Consider the following 22652-nt stretch of genomic DNA (forward strand, 5'->3'; position numbering starts at 1 on the left):
GCCGCCACTGATGCCGCGCGCTACGGGCCGTACAGGCCCTTTCAAGCCGTTCTACCACAATTTGGACCGAAGGGCGGTCATGCAGCCGGCAGACCGGCCGGTGTGGTTACCCCCTGTGGTCTCCCGGGCGGGTGGACCGGCAGCGATGGCCGCAGGCCGATCCGTTCGAAGGAGGGACTTTATCGATTGAAGAGCTGCCGCAGCACGTCGTTCATTGGCTGACTGTCCTGCTGCGCGGCCGGCGGGTTCTCGAGGGCGGGAGCCGCAGGAGAGGCCTGCGGCGCCGGCGTGGAGGGCGTTGCCGGCAGGCTGCGGCTGCGGCTGGTGCCGGTGCCAGTGCCGCTCCCCGCGCCGCTGGAGAGTCCCTGCTGGATCAGGTTGCCGATCGCCTCCCCGAGCGGGCCGCCGAGCAGATTGTTCTGCCCCGGTTGTTGGCCTTGCGGATTCGCATTGCCGGTTGCATTGCCGCCGCCCGGCGCGGCGGTACCACCAAGGCCGAGGTTACCACCGAGGCTGCCGAGGATGTTGCCGAGCCCGGCGCCGTCGGGGCCGAACAGGCCTTTGCCCATCTCGCGCAGCTTGGCATAGGCGGCGTCCGGATTGTCCAGCATGCCGGCCATGTCAGGGTAGATCCGCGGCTGCGACCAGGAGCCCTGGATCATCACGGGAATGCCGAAGCCGACCGGCTCGTTGGCGCGGCCCTGGCCTTCGGTCGTCATCACGAGCTTGGGCTCGACGCGAAAGCCCATCATCTTGGTGTCGAGCGCGATGGTGCCGGCGCCGGTGACGCGCACCAGCGGCCCGATCAGGTTGAGGTCGGTCGTCACGGCCTGACCCTTGTCGATGCGGAAGGAAGCCGAGAGCTGCGACAGATCCGTGCTCTGCTCCTGGCTCGGGTCCTGGTTGCCTTGCCAGCCGGAGAGCGTGCTCGTCGTCAGCGAGCGGATCATCTGCGCGACATTGATGCCGCGGATGGCGCCGTCCTGGAAATTGACGAAGGCCGTGCCCTGCATGTTCGCCATCAGCGCGCGCTGGCTGTTGCCGGCGCTGCGCAGGGCGAGCTTGGCCTGCAGCTTGCCGTCGATGCGGTCGAACTCGGCAAGGCCCTGGAGCAGCGGCAGCGCGCGCACGCCGACGAGGTCGGAATGCATGGCAAAGCTCGGCGCGCCGGTGGTCGCGTCCAGGATCACCTCGCCCGAGACCTGGCCGCCATAGGCGCCGAGATTGGCCGTGCCGGCCTTCAGCACGCCGCCGGCGAGCTTGGCGTCGAGCGCCAGCGGCGCAATGCGCTCATCGCCGATCACGGCCTCGGTCGCGGAGATCCGCACCTGCGCATCGACGTAATTGAGCCCGGAGACGTCGATCGGCGCATTGCTCCAGGGCTGCCCGGACACGCCTTGCGGCGATTTCGCCAGCGGCATAGATAGCCGCTGGAAGTCGAGGTCGACCTTGACCAGCGGTTTGCTCGCGATGTCGACCGAAGCCCAGCCGTTGAAGGCGCCGTCGCCGAGCCTGCCGTTCACGCCGTTGATCATCACGACATTGCCGCTCAGCCGCATCTCGGCTTGACCGGTGAGCTGGGACTTCAGCACGCTGGGCATGTCGACGGCGAAATCCACCTGAAACGTCGGCCGTTCGGCCGGCGAGGCCGCCTTGATGTCGAACTTGGTCGGATGCTCGCCGACGCGCGCGGTGCCGGTGATATTGACCTTGCGGTCGCGGTCCATGACCGCGTCGGCATTGATGGCGCTGATGCGGCTCTCGACACGGTCGCGCAGGCGCGAGAATGCGACTTCGCCGTCGGTGATCTTGATGCGCTCGATGGTGGCGCCGTTGCTGTCGAGCGCGAGCGGCTTCGAAGGCCCGGCTGCATTCGGCAGGCGTTCGCGGAGCAGCGGCTGGTGGAGCACGGGATGGGTGACGACGAGCTCGCCGATCTCAGGCTTGCCCGACCACACGCTGGCGAGCGACATGTCGGCCTGCACGCGGTCGATCGTGAGGCGCGTGATGCCGCTGCGGTCCTTGGGGTCGGCCAGCGTGAGGTCGTTCAGCGTGACGTTCAGCGTCGGCCACAGGCTGATCTTGGTGGTGCCGTCGATCGACAGGCGATAGCCGGTCGCACTCTCGAGGCGCGCGGCGATCGTCGAGGTCAGGAAGCCCGAGGGGATCCCGACCACGAGCAGAAGTGCGATCACGACGATGACGGCGGCCAAAGCCCCGCCGACGAATTTCAATGCTCTCATGTCGACTTTCCAGCGACGGACAATCCGCGTCGAACCGGCAGATCACCCGTCCTTTGCGCCCGGAGTTTATCCCCGGACGGGAAGCGGCTCCAAGCGCGTAAAAATAGTCGGGGGGTGCTGCAAAGTTATGTGACTTATGACACACTTCTCCGGCGCGGTATTACGCGATCATGAAGTCGATGGTTTCGAGCGATTTGCCACGAACGATGACCGGGACGTTCACAAGGACATTGACATGAGCAAGCAGGCCGAATTTGCGGTCATCCTCAAGATGAACCCGATGTTCGCCGATCTCGGCGCGGACGAGCTCCAGCGGCTGTCCAATCTCTGCCACACCCAGCATTTGGCTGGCGGCGAGGTGTTGTTCCAGAAGGGCGATCCCGGGAACGCGCTGTTCGGCGTGCGCCGCGGCCAGGTCCGCATCGAGACCGGCGCCTCCGACGGAAGCCGGCTGACGCTGAACTTCATGGGGCCGGGCGATCTGTTCGGCGAGGTCGCGGTGCTGGACGGCCAGAACCGCACGGCGGATGCGACCGCGGGCGAGGCCAGCGAATTGTTCGTGCTGCGGCGCGAAGACTTCCTCGGCTTCCTCGAGCGGGAGCCCAAGGTTGCGATCAAGATCATCGCGCTTCTGTGCCAGCGCATCCGCTGGCAGAGCGAGCGCATGGAAGAATCCATGCTGCAGCCGCTGCCGGTGCGGCTGGCGCGGCGGCTCTGCGCGCTCGCCGCCGATTTCGGCTCCGAGGTCCACATCTCGCAGGAGCAGCTCGGCGTCTTCGTCGGCGCCGCCCGCGAAAGCGTCAACCGCCAGCTCCAGGCTTGGCGCAAGGACGCGATCCTCGATCTCCAGCGCGGCCGGATCCTGCTGCGGAACATGACCAAGCTGACCGCGATCGCGCGGAATGACTAGGGTCAAACGATCGGGAGCCTGCGTCGGCGGACACGATCACGGTCGATGGTGATGATGCTCCCTTGAATCTCGCTCTCGGGGAGAGCGGATAGGACTTCTGCCAGCCGGTTCCGCACGCTCGTCTCGGTCCAGTCGCCGCCCCGGAAGAGAACGAGGCTTGGGCTGTCGCCGCCTGCTGTTGCAATCAGACGAGGATAGTCGAGATCCGCCGTAACGATTGTGCGCGCCTCTTGCTTGGCCCGATCGATGATCTCAACATCGCTCGCAGCATGAAGTCCTATCGCGGAGGCGTGGACGGCGTCATGTCCCATCTCTGTCAACCAGCGCGACAGTACTGGCGAGAGGGCATGTCGACGAGGAATTTCACTTGGCTGAAGCGGTTGGGCGAAGCTCGACGGCCTCGTCTTCTGCGAGGAAGGCCGCGTAGCGCAATGCTTCGTCAATGTCTTCGCGCTCAAGATAGGGGTAGTCGTTCAAAACGGTCTCACGCGTCTCGCCGGCGGCAAGCAGGCCGAGCAGCCTTGCGACCGGAAATCGCAGCCCGCGGATAAAGGGCTTCCCGGTGCAGACGGCAGGATCGATCGTGATGCGTGTAAACGTCATAGGCGCAACATAGCGTCAGCGCTCGCCTTTCGCCAGTGCACGACCGCAGCCTTTCGAACCCTATTCCGCCGCAGGGTGCACGAGGCTCTTCGGCGCTGGCCCCGCTTGCGTGGGCGCCGCTTCGTGATGACCGTCCGTCTCCGCATCCTCGCTGTGCACGATCAGCCGCTTGGCGAAGCGCCAGATCAGGGCGCCGAAATCGTCCATCACCATGAACATCGCGGGCACGAACACCAGCGACAGGAGGGTCGAGAAGATCAGGCCGCCGATCACCGCGAGCGCCATCGGCGAGCGGAACTCGCCGCCGGCGCCGACGGCGAGCGCGCTCGGCATCATGCCCGCGGCCATCGCGATCGTGGTCATCACGATCGGGCGGGCGCGCTTCATGCCGGCGTCGATCATGGCCTCTTCGCGCGGCTTGCCGGCGTGGATCGATTCGATGGCGAATTCGACCAGCATGATCGCGTTCTTGGTGACGATGCCCATCAGCATCAGGATGCCGATCCACACCGGCGTGGTGAGCTGCTTGCCGGTGACGAGCAGGGCCGCGATCGCGCCGCCGATCGAGAGCGGCAGCGAGAACAGGATGGTGATCGGCTGCAGGAAGGTGCCGAACAGCAGCACCAGCACCGCGTACACCATCATCAGCCCCGCCGTGATGGCGGTCGCAAAACCTTCCGACAATTCGTTCAGGCTCTCGGCATCGCCCGAGGGCGAGACCTTCACGCCCTTCGGCAGGGTCTTCATGACCGGCAGGTCGTAGATCTTCTTGGTGGCGTCGCCGAGCGCGGCGGAGCCGACGAGGTCGGCGGCAACGGTCGCCTGCCGTTCACGATCGTAGCGGCCGATGCTGGTCGGACCCTGGTCGAGCTTGACGTCCGCGATGACCGAGAGCGGCACGCCCCCCTTCTCGCCGTGCTCGCCGAGCGGCACGCGGAGCTGCTCCAGCGTCTTCAGATTGCCGCGGGCGGCATCCTCGAGCTGCACGCGGATCGGCACCAGGCGGTCGCCGACGTCGAACTTTGCGAGCGCCGGTCCGACGTCGCCGATGGTGGCGACGCGGATGGTCTGCGACAGGCTTTCGGTGGAGACGCCGAGCCGTGCGGCGAGATCCGCGCGCGGCTCGATGCGCAGCTCGGGGCGCTCCAGCGAGGTTTCCGAGATGACGTTGGAGATGGTGGGAATGCGCTTCATCTGCGTCGCAAGCTCGCTCGCGACGTTGTTGACGATGTTGGGGTCGACGCCGGTCACCACCAGCGAGATCGCGCGCAGGCCGTTCTCGTCCAGGAACCAGAAGCGGATATCGGGAACGTTCTCCAGCTCCTGGCTGATCGAGAATTCGAGCTCGCGCTGGGTGATGTCGCGGCTGTCCTTGGGCGTGTAGTTGATGATCAGGGCGGCGCGCCGCACTTCCTGGGTGCCCGGCGGGACGCGCCCGCCGTCGACGAAGATGCTCTTGACCTCGGGCCGCTTGCGCAGGCGCGCGACGATGTCCTCGGTGACCTTCTCGGTGTAGGCGAGCTGGGTGCCCGGCGGCAGCTCGAGCGCAAGCAGGGATCGCGCGCTGTCCTGGGCCGGCAGGAAGCCCTGCGGCAGCAGCGTGATGCTCCAGATCGAGGCCGCGAAGATGCCGAGGCCGATCAGCACGGTGATGAAATAATGCCGCACCGACCAGGCCACGATCCGATGATAGGACCGCAGGATGCGGCCGGGCGGCGGCTCCTCATGCGTACTGTGCTTGAGGAAATAGGCGGCCAGCACCGGCGTGACGAAGCGCGCGGCGAGCAGCGAGAAGAACACCTGCACCGAGACGGTGATGCCGAACTGCTTGAAGAACTGTCCGGCAATGCCCGACATGAAGCTCGCGGGCGCGAAGATCGCGATGATGGTCAGCGAGATCGCGATGACCGCGAGGCCGATCTCGTCGGCGGCCTCGAGCGCAGCCCGGTAGGGCGACTTGCCCATGTTCATGTGCCGGACGATGTTCTCGATCTCGACGATGGCGTCGTCGACGAGAATGCCCGTCGAGAGCGTGATGGCGAGGAAGCTGACGAGGTTCAGCGAGAAGCCGAGCAGGTCCATCGCCCAGAACGCCGGGAAGATCGACAGCGGCAGCGAGATCGCGGCGATGATGGTGGCGCGCAGGTCGCGCAGGAACAGCAGCACGATGATGACGGCGAGAATCGCGCCTTCGAACAAGGTCGAGATCGCCGCGTGGTAATTGCCCTTGGTGTATTCCACCGAGGTGTCGATCAGCTTCAGGTCGACCTCGGGATAGGCGGCTTTCAGCGCGTCGATGCGCTTCTGCACGGCCTCGGCCACCTTCACGTCGCTGGCGCCCTTGGAGCGCTTGATGCCGAGCGCGACCACCGGCTCGCCGTTGAAGCGGGCGAAGGTGCGGCGGTCGGCGATGGTGTCGGTGACGGTGCCGAGATCGTCGAGCCGGACCTCGCCGCCGCCGAACAGCGGGATCATGGTGCCGGCGAGATCGCCCAGCGTCTTGGCGCCGGCGAGCGTGCGGATCGCCTGGTCGTTCTTGCCGATCTCGGCGCGGCCGCCGGCGACGTCGACATTGGTGCCGCGCAGGCTCTGGCTGACATTGACGGCGGTTAGGCCCATCGCCTGCAGGCGATCGGGATCGAGCGAGACCAGGATCTCGCGCTCGACGCCGCCGATGCGCTCGACCTGGGCGACGCCGCGCACGCCCTGCAGCGCGCGCTTGACCACGTCGTCGACGAAATAGGAGAGCTGCTCCGGCGTCTTGCCGGGCGAGATCGCGGCATAGGTCACGATCGGCAGGCCGATGACGTCGACGCGCTGGATCAGCGGCTCGGTGACGTTCTGCGGCAGGTTGGAGCGCACGCGCGTCACCGCGTCCTTGACGTCGTTGAGCGCCCGGTCGGTGTTGGTCTCGAGCGCGAACTGGATCGTGGTGACCGACAGGCCGTCGGTGATCGAAGAGGTGATGTGCCTGACGCCCTCGACGCCGGAGACCGCGTCTTCAACCGTCTTGGTGACCTGGGATTCGAGCTCGGCCGGCGCTGCGCCGAACTGCGACACCGCGACCGAGATCACGGGAATGTCGGCCGAGGGCAGCCGTGTGATCGCGAGCTTGGTGAAGGACACCCAGCCCAGCACCAGCAGGATGATCGAGAAGACGACCGACGGCAGCGGATGACGGATCGACCATGCCGAGATATTGAGAGCCATCAGCGTACCCGCGTGCGATCGAGTTCATCGGCGAACATGGTCTTGATCTGGTCGCCGTCATGGAGCGAAGAGCCGGCGTCGGCCACGACGATTTCGCCGACCTCGAGCCCTTCCAGGATTTCCGTCGCGCTGTCGGAGGACAATCCGACCCGCACCTTGCGTGTCTCGACGATGTTGCCTTTGACGACCTGCACCGTGAGGTGATCGATGGCGGTCTTGGGGATCGAGACGCCGCAGCTTCGCTTGGCGTCGATCGAGGCGCGAGCGAACACGCCGACCTTGAGCGAGGGGTTGTTGGTGACGCTGATGCGGACCCGCCCGAGCTGCGTGGTGCGGTCGATCTCGGGGGCAACCAGCCGGACCCGCCCGATCAGATCGGGCGCATCGTCGCGGCTGATGCGCACGGTGGCGCCGGAGGTGAGCTTGGACATGTGCACCGCCGGGACCTGGGCATCGAGCTCGATCTCATTGTTGACGGCGATCCGGAACATCGGACCGGCCTGCGGCGAGGCCGGCGCGCCGACGATGGTGCGGACCTCGGTGACGAGGCCCGGCGCAGGGGCCTTCAGGGAGATCGGGCCTTGCGGGCCGGGCCGCTGCGGCTGGCCCGGAATCTGCGGCGGCGCAGTGAGGCGCGCCAGCTCCTGGTTGTCGGCGACGATCGTACCCTCGGTGACCAGAAGGTCGGTGACCCTGGAGCCTTCCTGGTCGGCCACGACCACCGCTTCGCGGCGCGGCACGAAGAAGCCGGTCACCCGCACCAGATCGGAGAAGCAGGCATTGGTCGACTTCGTCACGATGACGAGCGCCTCGCTTTGCGTCTCCTTCGGCTCCGGACGCTTGCGATGCTCGAACAGATAATAGCCGATGCCGAGTGCGACGACGAACACCACGGTTCCGGCCGGCTTGAGATATTCAGTCAAATTCATCGCCGGATCATCCTGACCTGGCTCACGGCCATCCGCGCGAGGCCCAAACGGAGCGTTTCCCTGAAATGAAGCGGCGTCCCGCAAGGCTGCGGGACGCGCTTTGGAAGCGAGACCTTACACCACATCACGACTTGTCACTGCAAAGGATTAGGTCGCGCTCACTTCGATGCGGTGGTCTTGTTTTCCATGTTGACGACCTGCACGCGGCGGTTGACCTCCGCCAGCGGCTGGTTCGCGTCCTTGAGCTTGCTCTTGCCGTAGCCGACGGTGACGAGATCGGTCGCGGAGATGCTGTACTTCTCGACCAGATAGCGCTTGATCGCATCCGCGCGACGCTCCGAGAGGTCCTGGTTGTAGGCTTCGCCGCCGGCGGCGTCGGTGTGGCCGGCGACCACGAAGGTCGAGCCCTTCAGGTCGGGACTGGTCAACGCGCGGCCGAGCGCCTGCACTGAGGGCATCGACTTGGCGCTGATATTGGCGGAGTTGTAGTCGAAGGTGATCTCGAGATCGATGTTCGGCTTGTCCTTGGCAACGGAGGCGATTTCCTCGCGCTCGGTCGACGACAGCGAGCGCGTCGAGCGGCCGCGCACCGATTGCAGCAGCTTGGTCTCCGCGGCGTTCGGCGCGGATTCGGTCTGCGGACCGATCGAGAGGCCGCGGGTCAGGGGCTTCTTCGGCGCCGGCGCCAGCGCGCGGACGATCTCGTCCTCGGTGACGTTCTTGCTGTTGCCGTCATCGCCCGCGTATGCGGTCGAGGTCGGCAGCGACAGCGCGACGCCGACGGTGATGATGGACAGAATCGCGGTAAGCCCTTTTGCAGCCGATCTCATAGCCAGTCCCTCCTGCGCAGCCAGCTCGCGTGCTCTAAGAATTCAAGCAACCGCCCCCGAAAAGGCTTGTTGCGGCATCCGCCCATTGGTCTTCCCAGGGCTGTTCAAGGTTCGAGCCTTGGACGGGCCCAACTCCAAAAAAATACTAGCGTACTCCGTAGCTTGCGAATTCCTGAACGATGTTCGGGTCCATCGCCTTGGCATTGGCGATGTCCAGCGCCCCTTCCTGGGCCGAGCCGTTTCGTTGCTTGGCAAGGCCCCGTCCATAGAGTGAGGAGGTCAGGCGCGGGTTGATCCTCAGGGCGGCGTCGAAATCGGCGATCGCATTCTTCACCGCGCCCGACTTGAGATTGACCAGGCCGCGGCTGTCCAGTGCATCGACGAAGTTCGGCCGCAGCCGCAGCGCCTCGTTGCAATCCTTCAGCGCACCCTGGAGGTCGCCGACCACGGTGCGGGTCCAGCAACGGTTGTTGAGGGCTTCGACGTCCTTCGAATTGATCCGGAGGGTGTCGTCGAAATCCTTGATGGCGAGGCTGTAGGCACCCTTGCTGGCATAGACCTGGCCGCGCCGGTACAGCGCGTTCACGTCGTCCGGGTTGGCGGCGATCTTGGCGGTCAGGCTCTTGATCGTGGGATCGTCGGCGAGGGCGGCAGCGCTCGGCCCGCCGTCCGTGCTCGGCGCGGGAGCGGGATCAACCGGCTTCGCCGGCGGTGGCGGCGGGGGCAGGGCGGCCTCGATCTGCGGCCTCGGCGTGGGAGCAGGCGCGGGCGCCGGCGCCGGTGCGGGCACCGCAACTGGAGCCGCAGGTGCCGGAGCCGCAGGAGCAGGGGCCGCAGCGCTGTCGGCCGGTTTCGGCGGCGGCGCGGGAGGGGCGGGCGGCGGGTTGTTGGCGACGACGGCCGGCGCGGCGGGAGGCGCGGGAGGCGCGGGCGGCGGCGTTGCCGGACGCGATCCGCCGGCGCCCGGAATGAACGAGAAATCTTCGGCCAATGACGAGGAAATCCACGGCACCTGCTCGCCGCGCGAGGCGCGGGTGACGCCCATCTTGGTGCGGTTCAGCGTCTCCTCGGCCATCAGGTCGGGGACGCGGATTTCCTTCAGCAGCTCCTGGACGAACAGGCTGCGGTCGCCGCCGGCGTCCGAGACCACCGAGGCCAGCGCCGCCGAGTACATCACCAGCGTGCCGTTCGGTGCGATCACCGGGGTCAGGCCGGCCGAGAAGCTGCGGAACCGGCGCTCGAACGGGTTGCGCCTGGATGCGTCGATCAGCGCGATCTTGACGCCGGCGCCGCGGGTGTTGAGCTCGCCGAGGACGGTCTCGAGGCTGAAGCCATCGCGGCGCACGTCGGACTCGGTCCAGATCTGCGCATCCACCGGCAGCAGGTAGCTCTGGCGCGCGGACTGGATGCCGAAACCCGAGAAGAACACCAGCGCCACCGAGCCCGGCTTGATCTTGCCGTAGAGCTTGTCGAAGGCGCGGCGCATGCCGTCGCCGGTCAGGTTCTCGCCGAGCTCGACCGAAAAGCCGTCGCGCTTGAGCTCGTCGGCGACGGCGCGCGCATCGTTGATCGGTTCCTTCAGCGGGGCATCCGCATCCGGATATTTGGCATTGCCGATGACAAGCGCGAAACGGTCACCGGCCGCAAGCGAGGGGGCAGTCGGGACGAGCGAGATGAGCAAGGACAGGAGAACAAAGAAGCGAATTTTCATAGTCAGCGCGGTCCAGCCAAAAAGGCGCCGTTCCAGCTTGCGCCGCAGCGACCTTAACTTACGCTTACCTCATTATCAAACCGGGGACGGGGGGCGTCAACCACTTGGAGATTCGACCTTAATCCGATGATCGACCGCAACGGACCGGCGTGCCGCGAGCGAAAATAGACGGGTTGTCATGACAGTCCTCGGTACCTCGATGCGATCGGCGGACGTTAAGGCAACCATGGCGATGAAGACGTGATTGATCTCACATTGCAGCCCCGCCTTCGCGGCAACGCCCCCCGTTTGACCTTTCCTGCCGGCGATGGCTTGGTGGGCGCGATCGTTCCAGAAGATCCAACACGAAAAAAAGCAAGACCCATGGGAAACGTCTACGAGATCTACGCCCTGCGCTATGCGACGATGTCGCCGCGCACGCCCCACATGAACTTCCTCGTGCCCGACCCGCATGACAGCGCGGCGCAGGACCTCGATTATTTCGTCTGGCTGATTCGGGGCCACGGCCGCGACATTCTGGTCGACACCGGCTTCAACGCCGAGGAGGCGAGCGCGCGGGCGCGCAAGCTCACGCTCAATCCGGTCGATGCGCTGGAGCGTTTCGGCGTCGCGGCGTCAGCCGTTCGTGACGTCATCGTGACGCATCTGCACTACGACCACGCCGGCAATCTCGACCGCTTTCCCAATGCACGCTTTCATCTCCAGGAGCGCGAGATGGCCTACGCGATCGGGCGCTGCATGTGCAACGGCCTGCTGCGCCACCCGTTCTCGGTCGAGCATGTCACGCAGATGGTGCGCCACGTCTACGGCGAGCGCGTCACCTTCTATTCCGGCGATGGCGAGGTCGCTCCCGGCGTGACCGTGCACCGCGTCGGCGGCCATTCCGACGGCTTGCAGGTGGTGAAGGTCGAAACCGCGCGCGGCCCCGTGGTGCTGGCCTCCGATGCCGCGCACTACTACGCCAATCTGCAGCGCAGGAGCCCGTTCCCGATCGTCTACAATGTCGGCGACATGGCGCAAGGCTGGGAAACGATCGAGCGCCTCGCCGGCCATCCCGATCGCTACATTCCCGGCCATGATCCGATCGTCACGGAGATCTATCCGCGCGCCAGCGATGAGGTCGACGCCTGGGCGCTGCACCTGCCGCCGACGCGATCGTTTGCGACGTGACGCCGAAGACAAAGCGGGCTCGATTCATCCCCGTCACCCTGAGGTGCTTGCCCTGCGCCGCAGGGCAAGCCTCGAAGGGCGACGGCCCGGCTGCATCGAGGCCGCTCATCCTTCGAGGCTCCCCGCGCGATGCTTCGCATCGTGCGCCTCGCACCTCAGGATGACGGGAGCGGCACCAAGCGCGGGCGATTAAACTAATACGCCTGCTTGGCGTCGGCCTCTTCGCTGGTCTGGATCAGACCGAGACTCTGCTCGATCTTGCCGAGCAGCACGGAGAGCTGCTTGCGCTCCTGCGCGGAGAGGCAGGCGAGGATCTCGTCCTCTCGCCGGCCCTTGCGAAACCCATCTACGCGCCGAGACGGGAGGCGGGCGCGATGTCAACGAGCACCGGCAGGATCCCCGCAAGCAACGATATCGTGGGGAGATTTTCGAGCCGCTGGCTCCGGCGGAGAGAATATCGCCAGGTATCCTCCGTCCCCTGCGAGCTTATATGTGGCGATCTCGCGATAGTCGACGGCGGTCAACTCGCAGCGCAAGAGATCAATTGGCGTGCCATGCTTCGACGTCGGAAGCTCAAGATCGACAATTCCGACCCGCGCACCTTGCTTCAAGGCGGGCGCAAGATTGTAGAGGAAGGCATACGGTTGGGCTATCTCGTGATACATATGCACAAGGATTGCGGCGTCCAGCGAGGAAGCGGGCAGACGCGGGTCGTGTGGTTCGCCGAGCGCGAATTGCACGTTCGTCAACTTCAGAAGTTTTGTTCGCCTGGCGAGTTCGACGAGGTAATCCCGCATGACGTCCTGGGCAACGACAGATCCGGCGGATCCGACGAGGTGCGAGAGCCTGATCGTGTGGTAGCCATCGCCTGCTCCAATGTCGCCGACTGTCATCCCTGGTTTCAGTTCAAGAGCGCGTGCGATTTGACCGGCCTCATTGAGGGCGTCGCGGTGCTCTTCGGCGGAGCGGCGTGGGCTGACGATCCGTGCGACAGGACGCTGCGGTGAGGGAAACTCGTTCGCAGCGACTCCAGGGGGAGCCAGATAACCTATGTCAGCGGCGTATGCGCGAGTTGCGGCAAACACCAAAAGTAGCATCGCTATATACGTCGCTGCCGTCACGGTCCTACCAAGCTTTCTCAACCGGCCCCCCAACGCCGACGTCCGCGCCACTATGAGTCTCTAATACGCCTGCTTGGCGTCGGCCTCTTCGCTGGTCTGGATCAGATCGAGGCTCTGCTCGATCTTGCCGAGCAGGGCCGAGAGCTGCTTGCGCTCCTGCGCGGAGAGGCAGGCGAGGATCTCGTCCTCTCGCCGCAGCAATTGCGGGAACAGCTCTTCATAGAGCGCGCGGCCCTTTTTCGTCAGCTGCAGCCGGAATTCGCGGCGGTCGGCTTCGTTCTCGACCCGCTCGATCAGGCCCTCGTTGAGCAGCATCGTCACCGCGCGGCTGATGGTGGATTTATGCGTGCGGGTGCACTGCGCGATATACTGCGCGCTGCAGGCATCAACGCGGAAGCCGAGCGTGGCGATGACGCGCCAGGCCGGAATGTCGAGGCCGTGGCGCTCCTGATATTCGACCGACAGCGCGGAACTGACTTCAGCTGCGAGCCGGTTGAGGCGGAACGGCACGAACTTGAACAGATCGAGACGCGGCTTGGGCCGCGCTGAAGCCTCGTCGGCCGCGCGCGCTTTGAGCGCGATGTCGCTGGATGTTCTCGCCAAGGAGAGCGCTCCGAATTCCAGTTGACGGCCGGCCGGCTCCGGTCCAAAATAGTTGCACGTGAGACTATCTAGCAGATCAGTCCTGTCCTGACCAGAGCCGAGGTTCGTGTATGGCGCCGGCCAATACCCCTCACGCCAAGACCAAGTTCGGCTACCGCCGTCACCCCGATCAGGACCGCCCCGGATCGAGCCCCGCGGAGCATCCGGTCGTGATCGTCGGTGCGGGCCCGGTCGGGTTATCGCTGGCGATCGATCTGGCCCAGCGCGGTCAGCGTGTCGTGCTGCTGGATGATGCCGACCGCATCGGCGAGGGCTCGCGCGCGATCTGCTTCTCGAAACGCTCGCTGGAATATTGGGACCGGCTCGGCGTCGGCGACCGCATGGTCGACAAGGGCGTGGTGTGGAGCGTCGGGCGGATCTTTCATGGCGAGTCGCAACTTTACCAGTTCAATCTCCTGCCGGAAGACGGCCACAAGCGGCCGGCCTTCATCAACCTCCAGCAATATTACGCCGAGGCCTATCTGGTCGATCGCATCAACGAGCTGCCCGCGATCGACCTGCGCTGGCGCAACAAGGTGACGGCGCTCGAGCAGCGTAACGATGCGGCCCTGCTGACGATCGAAACGCCGGAGGGCGCCTATCGCCTGAATGCGCAATATGTCATCGCCTGCGACGGTGCGCGCTCCTCGCTGCGGCAGATGGTCGGTGCGGAATTCGCCGGCCAGGTGTTCGAGGATCAGTTCCTGATCGCGGACGTCAAGATGACCGCGGAATTTCCGACCGAGCGCTGGTTCTGGTTCGATCCGCCGTTCCATGCCGGGCGTTCGGCGCTCTTGCACCGTCAGCCCGACGACGTCTGGCGCATCGACCTCCAGCTCAATCGCTACGCCGATCCAGTCGTCGAGAAGATGCCGGAAAACGTGCGGCCGCGGATCGCGCGCATGCTCGGCCACGACAAGTTCGAGTTCGAGTGGATCTCGCTCTACAAATTCCAGTGCCGGCGGATGGACCGCTTCATCCATGGCCGCGTGATCTTCGCCGGCGATTCCGCGCATCAGGTCTCGCCCTTCGGGGCGCGTGGCGCGAATTCGGGACTCGAAGACGCGGAGAACCTGTCCTGGAAGCTCGACCGCGTGCTGCGCGGCAAATCGCCTGCGAGCCTGCTGGAGAGCTACCATCTCGAGCGCAGCATGGCGGCCGACGAGAACATCCGCGAATCCACCCGCTCGACCGACTTCATGGCGCCGAACTCGCATCAGGAGGCGCGGCTGCGCAAGGCGGTGCTGTCGCTGGCCAAGGAGACCGAGTTCGGCAAGCGCATGGTCAATGGCGGCCGGCTCTCGGTGCCGTGCAGCTACGATTCGCCGCTGTCGTCGCCCGATGCCGATGCCTGGGCCGGTGGGCCTCGTCCGGGCTGTTCCATGCTCGATGCGCCCGTTGCCGGGCGGGGCTATCTGACGGATGCCTTCCGCCAGGGCGGAACGGATTTCACCTTGCTGTCGTTCAGCAACGGCGTGGCGCTCGACGCGCCCGTCGGCGTCAAGACTATCCGCATCGGCGGCGAGGAAGGACTGGGCGATCGCTCCGGCCTCGTCGCCAAACGCTACGACGCGGGGCCGGGCGCAGCCTATCTGCTCAGGCCCGATGGCTACGTTGCGGCGCGCTTCCGCCATCCGACGCGCGAGGCAATCGCGGCGGCATTGTCCAGGGCCGAAGGGCTGAATTGAGGTTCCGCATGCCGCTCTCCACCAGCTCGAACTTCGCACGTCCCGACGATGCGTTCCGCGCCATCGTCGAGGCGCATCGCGGACTGACCGAGGAGCAGAGCGCCGATTTCGACGCGGCGCTGGTGCTGATCCTCGCCAACCATATCGGCGACATCGACGTGCTACGCGAGGCGATCGGACTCGCCAAGCGCCGCATGATCGACGGTCAGCAGCAACAACAGCAACAACAATAACCTGGTAAGGACGAATTGATGGCGAAGAACTTCGCATCCACCGGTGATCTCTCCGAGAAAAAGATCACCTTCTCCGAGATCGGCACCGATCTCTATGCCTTCACCGCCGAGGGCGATCCCAACACGGCCGTGATTGTCGGCGACGATGGCTGCCTCGTGTTCGACGCGCAGGCTACGCCGGCCATGGCCAACAAGGTGATCGAGCGCGTGCGCGCTGTTACCGACAAGCCGATCAAATATGTCGTGCTGTCGCACTATCACGCCGTGCGCGTGTTAGGGGCCTCCGCCTATCACGCGCAGGGCATCGTCGCCTCGCAGGAGACCTATCGGCTGATCGAGGAGCGCGGCCAACAGGATTGGGATTCCGAGTACGGCCGCTTCCCGCGCCTGTTCCAGGATGCCGCCAGCATCCCCGGCCTGACCTGGCCGACGCTGACCTTCGAAGGCGAGATGTCGATCTACCTCGGCAAGCGCGAGGTGCGCCTGATGCAGCTCGGCGCCGGCCACACCTCCGGCGACATCGTCGCCTGGGTGCCGGATGCGGAAGTGATGTTCTCCGGCGACCTCATCGAATATCATTCGGCCTGCTATTGCGGCGATGCGCATTTGCGCGAATGGCCGATGACGCTGAACGAGATCCGCAACTTCAATCCGAAGGCGATCGCGCCGGGCCGCGGCGATGCGCTGAAGGGCACCGCCACCGTGCGCGAGGCTATCGCCATGACGCGCGACTTCGTCACCTCGCTCTATGGCGCCGCCGAGATCTCGGTCGCCAAGGGCCGCACGCTGAAGGAATCGATGGCGGCAACGCGCGAGGTAATGGATCCGAAATTTTCGAGCTTTGCCATTTACGAGCACTGCCTGCCGTTCAACGTGTCGCGCGCCTACGACGAAGCGTCCGGTATAGACGACCCCGTGATCTGGACCGACAAGCGCGATCAGGAAATGTGGGCAGCCTTGCAAGGAGGAGGATAGTCATGAACATCAATACCTCGCCTGACCAGATTATCCGCAGCTCGGCCCAGGTGACGCCGGGCTACATGTCCGGCTTCGGCAACTCTTTCGAGACCGAGGCGCTGCCGGGCGCGCTGCCGATCGGGCGCAACTCGCCGCAGCGCTGCGCCTACGGGCTCTATGCCGAGCAGCTCTCCGGCTCGCCTTTCACCGCGCCGCGCGGCAGCAATGAGCGCTCCTGGCTCTACCGCATCCGGCCCTCGGTAAAGCATTCCGGCCGGTTCGAGAAGGTCGATGCCGGCCTGTGGCGTTCGGCGCCGTGCCATGAATACGACCTGCCGATCGCGCAACTGCGCTGGGATCCGACGCCGCTGCCGAAGGGGGAGGTCACCTTCGTCCAGGGCGTGCAGACCATGACGACGGCGGGCGACGTCAACACGCAAGCGGGCATGGCCGCGCATGTCTATCTCATCACCAAGTCGATGGTGGACCAGCATTTCTACGATGCCGACGGCGAGCTGATGTTCGTGCTCCAGCAGGGCAATCTTCGCCTCGTCACCGAGTTCGGCCGCATCGATGCCGAGCCCGGCGAGATCGTGGTGATCCCGCGCGGCGTCAAGTTCCGCGTCGAGATTCCGAACGGCCCGGCGCGCGGCTATCTCTGCGAGAACTACGGCGGCGCCTTCACGCTGCCGGAGCGCGGGCCGATCGGTGCCAATTGCCTCGCCAATGCGCGCGACTTCCTGACGCCGGTGGCAAACTACGAGGACAAGGACACGCCGACCGAGCTCTACGTGAAATGGGGCGGCTCGCTGTTCAAGACGACCTTGCCGCATTCGCCGATCGACGTCGTGGCCTGGCACGGCAATTACGCGCCGTACAAATACGATCTGCGCACCTTCTCTCCCGTCGGCGCGATCGGCTTCGACCATCCCGATCCCTCGATCTTCACGGTGCTGACCTCGCCGTCGGAGACCGCGGGCACCGCGAATATCGACTTCGTGATCTTCCCCGAGCGCTGGATGGTCGCCGAAAACACCTTCCGGCCGCCCTGGTATCACATGAACATCATGAGCGAGTTCATGGGCCTGATTTACGGCGTCTACGACGCCAAGCCGCAGGGCTTCGTCCCCGGCGGCATCTCCTTGCACAATTGCATGCTGCCGCACGGCCCTGACCGCGACGCCTTCGAGCACGCCAGCAACGGCGAATTGAAGCCGGTGAAGCTGACCGGCACCATGGCCTTCATGTTCGAGACCCGCTACCCGCAGCGCGTCACCGCGCACGCGGCGAAGTCCTCCACGCTCCAGGACGATTACGCCGATTGCTGGAAGGGCCTGGAAAAGCGGTTCGATCCGAATAGGCCGTGAGGTCTCTTGCCCTCCCCTGGAGGGGGAGGGTCGCTCGCGTCAGCGAGCGGGGTGGGGTGACGGTCTCTCCGCAAGGAACACTGCCTGTGTTGAGACATCACCCCACCCCGTCTCATATTTCGCTGCGCTCAATATGAGCCGACCCTCCCCCTCCAGGGGAGGGTGACACCGTCACCGCTGCGCCACGGGAAACCAATGCCCCACCCCAACAACCCCAGCCTCCGCTCCTTCATCGACGTCGACCCGGCCTCGGACTTCCCGATCCAGAACCTGCCTTACGGCGTGTTCTCGGCGAATGGATTGGCGCCACGCGTCGGTGTCGCCATTGGCGACTACATTCTCGATCTCTGGGAGCTCGAGCAGGATGGCCGCCTGGATGTTGGACAGCCGGGAATCTTCGCGGCGGGCTCTCTCAATTCGTTTATGTGGTTGGGGCCGAAAGTGTGGTCGGATACTCGGGCAAGAATAAGCGAATTACTGCGTCACGATCATCCGGAGCTGCGCGACAATGAAGAGTTGCGCAAGCTTGCCTTGGTCCCCATGTCGCGCGCCAAGCTGCATCTGCCCTTCGCCGTCTCCGGCTACACCGATTTCTATTCATCGAAGGAGCACGCCACCAATGTCGGCGTGATGTTCCGCGGCAAGGACAACGCGCTGCAGCCGAACTGGTTGCACATGCCGATCGCCTATAACGGCCGTGCCTCGACCGTCGTGGTCTCCGGCACCAAGGTGAAGCGGCCGCGCGGGCAGCTGAAGCCGCCGAATGTCGACGTGCCGAGCTTTGCGCCGTGCAAGCGGCTCGATTTCGAGCTGGAGATGGGCATCGTGATCGGCCAGCCCTCAGCCATGGGCGGCATGCTCACCGAGAGCCAGGCCGAGGAGATGATCTTCGGCTTCGTGCTGCTCAACGATTGGAGCGCGCGCGATATCCAGCAATGGGAATATGTGCCGCTCGGCCCGTTCCTGGCAAAAGCGTTCGCGACATCGATCAGTCCCTGGGTGGTGACGCGCGAGGCGCTGGAGCCGTTCCGCCTGAACGGGCCGGAGCAGCAGCCGGTCCCGCTCGATTACCTCAAGCAGACCAAGCCGCAGAACTACGATGTCGAGCTCGACGTGTCGTTGCGCGCCGCCGGCGCCAATGCGCCCGCCAGTATCAGCCGCACCAATTTCAAGTACATGTACTGGTCCTCGGTGCAGCAATTGATGCACCACGCGTCAAGCGGCTGCGCCATGAATGTCGGTGATCTCCTTGGCAGCGGCACCATCTCCGGCCCGGAGAAGAACCAACGCGGCAGCCTGCTCGAGATCAGCTGGAACGGCACCGAGCCGGTCGAGCTGCCCGGCGGCGCTAGGCGCTCGTTCCTGGAAGACGGCGACAGCCTCGTCATGCGTGGCTGGTGCCAGGGCAAGGGCTATCGCGTCGGCTTCGGCGAGGTCGAGGGGACGATCTTGGCAGCGGAGTGAGTTACTGTCATTCCGGGGCGATGCGAAGCATCGAACCCGGAATCTCGAGGTTCCGGGTCTGGTCCTTCGGTCCATCCCGGAACGACGGAAGAGCTTAGCGTTTCTCCAGCGGCACGTCGCGCACCCGCGCACAATGCGCCGCGACGTCCTCGACACTGTACTTCAAATGCACCCGCTTGTCGGACGGCGCCTGCCTGGCGATGCACACGCCCGGCCGCCATTCCTGCGCCGGCCTGATCGGGCGCGGGGCGAAGCCGCCGCCGCAATTCGGGCAGACGTTGAACAGCTTGGTCTCGACGCAGTCCGCACAGAACGTGCATTCATAGGAGCAGATCCGCGCATTGGTTGCGGTGGGCGGCAGATCGCAATCGCAATATTCGCAGTTCGGTCGCAGCTGGAGCGCCATGTTGAACCTCCACACATGGAGCTGCGATCATCGCAGATCGTGCGCCGCGCGCGAATGCCGTAGTTCCCTCGATTTCAGCCGGGCTTGATTTCCTTCAGCGGCAGCTTCGCGCTTTCCTTCAGCCGGTCGAGCACGATCGAGGAGCGCACATGCGCCACGCTCTGGTGCGGCATCAGCACGTCGTTGACGAGATTGGACAGGCCCTTGAGGTCGCGCAGCACGGCTTTGAGCACATAGTCGGCATCACCCGTCAGCGAATACGCCTCCTGGATCTCGTCGATCCGGTTCACCAGCGCACGAAATCGCTTGGAATTGTCCGGCGAGTGTGTCGCGAGCCCGACCTGGATGAAGGCGATCACGCCGAAGCCGAGCGCCTCGCTAGAGAGGTCAGCGTGGTAGCCCGATATCACCTTCTCCTCCTCCAGCCGCATCCGCCGCCGCGAGCATTGCGAGGCCGACAGGCCTGCCAAGTCGGCCAGTTCCTGGTTGGTGAGGCGACCGTCGTCCTGCAGCGCACCCAGGATCTTGAGGTCGAAAGCATCCACGGAGATCATGCGTGTTTTGTCCATTTGGTGCACGGATCGTGCATACGATAGCCAAATCGTGCCCCGTTTGCACGCTCCTTGCGCGCCCCATGAAGGATAGTTCCTGCCAGCAGCCATTTGGGAGAGCAGCATGGGTCCGTTTCCGCACGATGCACCGCCGGCCACGATCAGTGCCGACAATCCGATGGGCACCGACGGCTTCGAGTTCGTCGAATATGCGCACCCCCATCCGGAAGCGCTGCACGCTCTGTTCAAGCTGATGGGCTATGCGCCCGTCGCGCGCCACAAGACCAAGAAGATCACGGTCTATCGTCAAGGCGACATCAACTATCTCGTCAACGAGGAGCCCGGCACCCACGGCACCGAGTTCGTCGCCGCGCACGGACCCTGCGCGCCGTCGATGGCGTTTCGCGTCGTCGACGCCAAGGCGGCGTACGATCGTGCGATCGCGCTCGGCGCCGAGCCGGCCGATGTGTCATCGACGCAGAAGACGCTTGACGTGCCCGCGATCAAGGGCATCGGCGGCAGCCTGCTTTATCTGGTCGATCGCTACGGTGCCAAGGGCTCGGCCTATGATGCCGAGTTCGAATGGCTGGGCGCGCGCGATCCCAAGCCGGTCGGCGCCGGCCTGTTCTATCTCGACCATCTCACCCACAACGTCCATCGCGGCCGCATGAATGTCTGGGCCGGCTTCTATGAGAAGTTGTTCAACTTCCGCCAGATCCGCTTCTTCGACATCGAGGGCCGCGCCTCCGGCCTGTTCTCGCGCGCGCTGACCAGCCCGGACGGCAAGATCCGCATTCCGATCAACGAGGACGCCGGCGATTCCGGCCAGATCGAGGAATATTTGCAGACCTATCGCGGCGAAGGCATCCAGCACATCGCCTGCGGCTGCCGCGACATCTACCGCACCATCGAAGGCCTGCGCGAGGCTGGCCTGCCGTTCATGCCCTCGCCGCCCGACACCTATTTCGAGAAGATCGACGCGCGCCTGCCCAAGCACGGCGAAGACGTCGCCCGGCTCAAGAAGAACGGCATCCTGATCGACGGCGAGGGCGTGGTCGATGGCGGCCAGACCAAGGTGCTGCTGCAGATCTTCTCGGCCAACGCGATCGGACCGATCTTCTTCGAGTTCATCCAGCGCAAGGGCGACGATGGATTCGGCGAGGGCAATTTCAAGGCCCTATTCGAATCGATCGAGGAGGATCAGATCCGGCGCGGGGTGTTGAAGGTCGGGAACGCGGCGTAGGCACGCTCGTGTCCCGGACGCGCTGCAGCGTGCAACGCTGCTGCGCAGAAGCCGGGACCCACTCTTTTGCGGGCATAGGCCCCGGCTCAGCAGCGCATTACTTCGTGCTGCGCCGCGTCGGGGGCACGGAAGCTAGCCCGCTTTCCACGCCTTCATCACCGCCCCGATCTCCGCCGCCTCCGGCTCGCGCGCGGCCGACGGCGTGCGCGAGAATCGCGGCGCGGGTGCGGGCTGCTTCACGCCGTGACGCTCGATGAAGACATTGCGGGCGACCATGTGCGGATGCTGTGTCGCCTCCGACATGGTCAGCACCGGCGCGAAGCAGATGTCGGTGCCTTCCATGATCTTGCACCAGTCCTCGCGCGTCTTGCTCTTGAACACGGCCTTGAGCTTCTCCTTCAGCGCCGGCCAGGCCTTGCGATCCATCTGCGCGTCGAAATCGGCGTCCGTCAGGCCGGCGTGCTCGCGCAGCAGCGCGTAGAATTGCGGCTCGATCGAGCCGATCGAGACGAAATGCCCGCAGGCGCATTCATAGACGCCGTAGAAATGCGCGCCGCCGTCGAGGAAGTTCTGGTTGCGCTGCTCGGTCCAGCGTCCCATCGTGGTCATGTCGAAGAAGAACGACATCAGCGAGGCCGCGCCATCGCACATCGCGGCGTCCACCACCTGGCCCTTGCCTGACTTCTGCGCTTCCAGCAGCGCCGCGAGCACGCCGACGACGAGATAGAGGGCGCCGCCGCCGAAATCGCCGACGAGATTGAGCGGCGGCACCGGCGCTTCCTTCGTGCCGATCGCGGCGAGCGCGCCGGTGATGGAGATGTAGTTGATGTCGTGGCCGGCGGCGTTGGCGAGCGGGCCCTCCTGGCCCCAGCCGGTCATGCGGCCGTAGACCAGCTTCGGGTTGCGCGCGAGCACGACGTCCGGCCCGAGCCCGAGCCGCTCCATCACACCGGGACGAAAGCCTTCCACCAGCGCGTCGGCGCTGGCGAGCAGGTCGAGCACTTGTGCGATCGCCGCCTTGTCCTTGAGATCGAGCTCGATCACCTTGCGGCCGCGGCCCGCGACCGACTTCATGCTCTTCTTCGCGCCGACGCGGTCGAGCGTGACGACATCGGCGCCCATGTCGGCCAGCATCATGCAGGCGAACGGACCCGGTCCGATGCCGGCGAATTCGACGATGCGGAAGCCCGACAATGGGCCGGAAGTGCGGACGGAGGAGCCTTTTGGTTTTTCTTGGACGGGTTGATCGAGCACGTTGTTGTTTCCTCGGGTCGCAGGCGGATGCCGGTGATCCGGCAGGCGCCTCTGACGTTGCTCTTGGGGGCGAGTTAATCGGCTGATTAACTTTTCCCGCCTTCACGCCAGCGAGGCAAG

Annotated in this window: 20 protein-coding genes and 1 pseudogene; 8 read left to right on the plus strand and 13 right to left on the minus strand. The window is 65.1% G+C overall.

Translation table 11 applies throughout. From position 1 onward, the window contains the following. Positions 1-179 precede the first annotated feature (179 nt). Positions 180-2243 carry an AsmA family protein gene (locus N2604_RS02605; protein ID WP_260373649.1) on the minus strand — a complete coding sequence of 688 codons (2064 nt, stop codon included), beginning with the start codon at positions 2241-2243 and terminating at the stop codon, positions 180-182. 235 nt (positions 2244-2478) lie between these two features. Here N2604_RS02605 and N2604_RS02610 point away from each other — a divergent pair, with 235 nt between their 5' ends. Then, entirely contained in the window at positions 2479-3153 is a 675-nt protein-coding gene (locus N2604_RS02610; RefSeq protein WP_260373650.1) for a Crp/Fnr family transcriptional regulator, read from the plus strand. A gap of 2 nt (positions 3154-3155) precedes the next feature. Here N2604_RS02610 and N2604_RS02615 read toward each other — a convergent pair whose 3' ends face one another. The 6 genes from N2604_RS02615 to N2604_RS02640 form a co-directional block, all read right to left on the minus strand. After that, positions 3156-3464 carry a DUF5615 family PIN-like protein gene (locus tag N2604_RS02615; RefSeq protein ID WP_260373651.1) on the minus strand — a complete coding sequence of 103 codons (309 nt, stop codon included), beginning with the start codon at positions 3462-3464 and terminating at the stop codon, positions 3156-3158. 52 nt (positions 3465-3516) lie between these two features. After that, complete coding sequence (locus N2604_RS02620) at positions 3517-3756, minus strand: DUF433 domain-containing protein (RefSeq protein ID WP_260373652.1); 240 nt, start codon at positions 3754-3756, stop codon at positions 3517-3519. 60 nt (positions 3757-3816) lie between these two features. Next, positions 3817-6966 carry an efflux RND transporter permease subunit gene (locus N2604_RS02625; RefSeq protein ID WP_260373653.1) on the minus strand — a complete coding sequence of 1050 codons (3150 nt, stop codon included), beginning with the start codon at positions 6964-6966 and terminating at the stop codon, positions 3817-3819. Beyond that, positions 6966-7895, minus strand: coding sequence for an efflux RND transporter periplasmic adaptor subunit (locus tag N2604_RS02630; RefSeq protein WP_260373654.1), 930 nt, complete (start codon positions 7893-7895; stop codon positions 6966-6968). The genes N2604_RS02625 and N2604_RS02630 overlap by 1 nt, the downstream gene beginning before the upstream one ends. Positions 7896-8053: 158 nt before the next feature. After that, positions 8054-8725: an OmpA family protein gene (locus N2604_RS02635; protein ID WP_260373655.1), complete on the minus strand. Its 672-nt coding sequence runs from the start codon at positions 8723-8725 to the stop codon at positions 8054-8056. 145 nt (positions 8726-8870) lie between these two features. Further along, positions 8871-10436 carry a caspase family protein gene (locus tag N2604_RS02640; RefSeq protein ID WP_260373656.1) on the minus strand — a complete coding sequence of 522 codons (1566 nt, stop codon included), beginning with the start codon at positions 10434-10436 and terminating at the stop codon, positions 8871-8873. A gap of 363 nt (positions 10437-10799) precedes the next feature. Between N2604_RS02640 and N2604_RS02645 the strand changes: the two genes are divergently transcribed. Beyond that, complete coding sequence (locus N2604_RS02645; RefSeq protein WP_260373657.1) at positions 10800-11606, plus strand: N-acyl homoserine lactonase family protein; 807 nt, start codon at positions 10800-10802, stop codon at positions 11604-11606. Positions 11607-11800: 194 nt separating this feature from the next. Here the strand turns inward: N2604_RS02645 and N2604_RS02650 are convergent. The 3 genes and pseudogenes from N2604_RS02650 to N2604_RS02660 form a co-directional block, all read right to left on the minus strand. Further along, positions 11801-11935 (minus strand): annotated as a pseudogene (locus N2604_RS02650) (MarR family transcriptional regulator); the annotation flags it as partial. A 48-nt stretch (positions 11936-11983) separates the two neighbouring features. After that, the gene (locus N2604_RS02655; RefSeq protein ID WP_311740039.1) at positions 11984-12703 is read right to left on the minus strand and encodes a methyltransferase domain-containing protein; all 720 of its coding nucleotides are present in this window, start codon (positions 12701-12703) and stop codon (positions 11984-11986) included. Between the two features lie 84 nt (positions 12704-12787). Next, positions 12788-13330, minus strand: a complete 543-nt coding sequence (locus N2604_RS02660; RefSeq protein WP_260373659.1) for a MarR family winged helix-turn-helix transcriptional regulator — start codon at positions 13328-13330, stop codon at positions 12788-12790. A gap of 110 nt (positions 13331-13440) precedes the next feature. On the opposite strand from N2604_RS02660, the gene N2604_RS02665 reads away from it, so the two are divergent. The 5 genes from N2604_RS02665 (at position 13441) to fahA (ending at position 19078) form a co-directional block, all read left to right on the plus strand. Beyond that, positions 13441-15057 carry an FAD-dependent oxidoreductase gene (locus N2604_RS02665; RefSeq protein ID WP_260373660.1) on the plus strand — a complete coding sequence of 539 codons (1617 nt, stop codon included), beginning with the start codon at positions 13441-13443 and terminating at the stop codon, positions 15055-15057. An 8-nt stretch (positions 15058-15065) separates the two neighbouring features. After that, positions 15066-15290 (plus strand): DUF2783 domain-containing protein, encoded by a 225-nt coding sequence (locus N2604_RS02670; RefSeq protein ID WP_025032749.1) that lies wholly within the window; start codon positions 15066-15068, stop codon positions 15288-15290. 18 nt (positions 15291-15308) lie between these two features. Beyond that, positions 15309-16265, plus strand: a complete 957-nt coding sequence (locus N2604_RS02675) for an MBL fold metallo-hydrolase (RefSeq protein ID WP_260373661.1) — start codon at positions 15309-15311, stop codon at positions 16263-16265. 2 nt (positions 16266-16267) lie between these two features. After that, positions 16268-17614: a homogentisate 1,2-dioxygenase gene (gene hmgA / locus N2604_RS02680; protein WP_260373662.1), complete on the plus strand. Its 1347-nt coding sequence runs from the start codon at positions 16268-16270 to the stop codon at positions 17612-17614. A gap of 195 nt (positions 17615-17809) precedes the next feature. Beyond that, positions 17810-19078, plus strand: coding sequence for a fumarylacetoacetase (fahA, locus tag N2604_RS02685; RefSeq protein ID WP_260373663.1), 1269 nt, complete (start codon positions 17810-17812; stop codon positions 19076-19078). A gap of 94 nt (positions 19079-19172) precedes the next feature. On the opposite strand, the gene N2604_RS02690 is transcribed toward fahA, so the two are convergent. Both N2604_RS02690 and N2604_RS02695 read right to left on the minus strand, forming a co-directional pair. Then, entirely contained in the window at positions 19173-19484 is a 312-nt protein-coding gene (locus N2604_RS02690) for a DUF1272 domain-containing protein (protein WP_260373664.1), read from the minus strand. A 74-nt stretch (positions 19485-19558) separates the two neighbouring features. After that, the gene (locus N2604_RS02695; protein ID WP_260373665.1) at positions 19559-20038 is read right to left on the minus strand and encodes an Lrp/AsnC family transcriptional regulator; all 480 of its coding nucleotides are present in this window, start codon (positions 20036-20038) and stop codon (positions 19559-19561) included. Between the two features lie 121 nt (positions 20039-20159). On the opposite strand from N2604_RS02695, the gene hppD reads away from it, so the two are divergent. Next, positions 20160-21278 (plus strand): 4-hydroxyphenylpyruvate dioxygenase, encoded by a 1119-nt coding sequence (hppD, locus tag N2604_RS02700; protein ID WP_260373666.1) that lies wholly within the window; start codon positions 20160-20162, stop codon positions 21276-21278. Positions 21279-21410: 132 nt separating this feature from the next. Here hppD and N2604_RS02705 read toward each other — a convergent pair whose 3' ends face one another. Then, positions 21411-22532 carry a CaiB/BaiF CoA-transferase family protein gene (locus N2604_RS02705; RefSeq protein WP_260373667.1) on the minus strand — a complete coding sequence of 374 codons (1122 nt, stop codon included), beginning with the start codon at positions 22530-22532 and terminating at the stop codon, positions 21411-21413. Positions 22533-22652: the final 120 nt, after the last annotated feature.

The organism is Bradyrhizobium sp. CB1015 (assembly GCF_025200925.1).
Classification (GTDB): Bacteria; Pseudomonadota; Alphaproteobacteria; order Rhizobiales; family Xanthobacteraceae; genus Bradyrhizobium.

Bases quoted from the DNA above. Each gene is read 5' to 3' on its own strand.
- N2604_RS02645 (WP_260373657.1), top strand. From the start codon at position 10,800: ATGGGAAACGTCTACGAGATCTACGCCCTGCGCTATGCGACGATGTCG.
- N2604_RS02620 (WP_260373652.1), bottom strand. From the start codon at position 3,756: ATGACGTTTACACGCATCACGATCGATCCTGCCGTCTGCACCGGGAAG.
- N2604_RS02640 (WP_260373656.1), bottom strand. From the start codon at position 10,436: ATGAAAATTCGCTTCTTTGTTCTCCTGTCCTTGCTCATCTCGCTCGTC.
- N2604_RS02665 (WP_260373660.1), top strand. From the start codon at position 13,441: ATGGCGCCGGCCAATACCCCTCACGCCAAGACCAAGTTCGGCTACCGC.
- N2604_RS02670 (WP_025032749.1), top strand. From the start codon at position 15,066: ATGCCGCTCTCCACCAGCTCGAACTTCGCACGTCCCGACGATGCGTTC.
- N2604_RS02690 (WP_260373664.1), bottom strand. From the start codon at position 19,484: ATGGCGCTCCAGCTGCGACCGAACTGCGAATATTGCGATTGCGATCTG.
- fahA (WP_260373663.1), top strand. From the start codon at position 17,810: ATGCCCCACCCCAACAACCCCAGCCTCCGCTCCTTCATCGACGTCGAC.
- N2604_RS02675 (WP_260373661.1), top strand. From the start codon at position 15,309: ATGGCGAAGAACTTCGCATCCACCGGTGATCTCTCCGAGAAAAAGATC.
- N2604_RS02635 (WP_260373655.1), bottom strand. From the start codon at position 8,725: ATGAGATCGGCTGCAAAAGGGCTTACCGCGATTCTGTCCATCATCACC.
- N2604_RS02655 (WP_311740039.1), bottom strand. From the start codon at position 12,703: ATGCTACTTTTGGTGTTTGCCGCAACTCGCGCATACGCCGCTGACATA.
- N2604_RS02605 (WP_260373649.1), bottom strand. From the start codon at position 2,243: ATGAGAGCATTGAAATTCGTCGGCGGGGCTTTGGCCGCCGTCATCGTC.
- N2604_RS02610 (WP_260373650.1), top strand. From the start codon at position 2,479: ATGAGCAAGCAGGCCGAATTTGCGGTCATCCTCAAGATGAACCCGATG.
- hppD (WP_260373666.1), top strand. From the start codon at position 20,160: ATGGGTCCGTTTCCGCACGATGCACCGCCGGCCACGATCAGTGCCGAC.
- N2604_RS02695 (WP_260373665.1), bottom strand. From the start codon at position 20,038: ATGATCTCCGTGGATGCTTTCGACCTCAAGATCCTGGGTGCGCTGCAG.
- N2604_RS02630 (WP_260373654.1), bottom strand. From the start codon at position 7,895: ATGAATTTGACTGAATATCTCAAGCCGGCCGGAACCGTGGTGTTCGTC.
- N2604_RS02625 (WP_260373653.1), bottom strand. From the start codon at position 6,966: ATGGCTCTCAATATCTCGGCATGGTCGATCCGTCATCCGCTGCCGTCG.
- N2604_RS02615 (WP_260373651.1), bottom strand. From the start codon at position 3,464: ATGGGACATGACGCCGTCCACGCCTCCGCGATAGGACTTCATGCTGCG.
- hmgA (WP_260373662.1), top strand. From the start codon at position 16,268: ATGAACATCAATACCTCGCCTGACCAGATTATCCGCAGCTCGGCCCAG.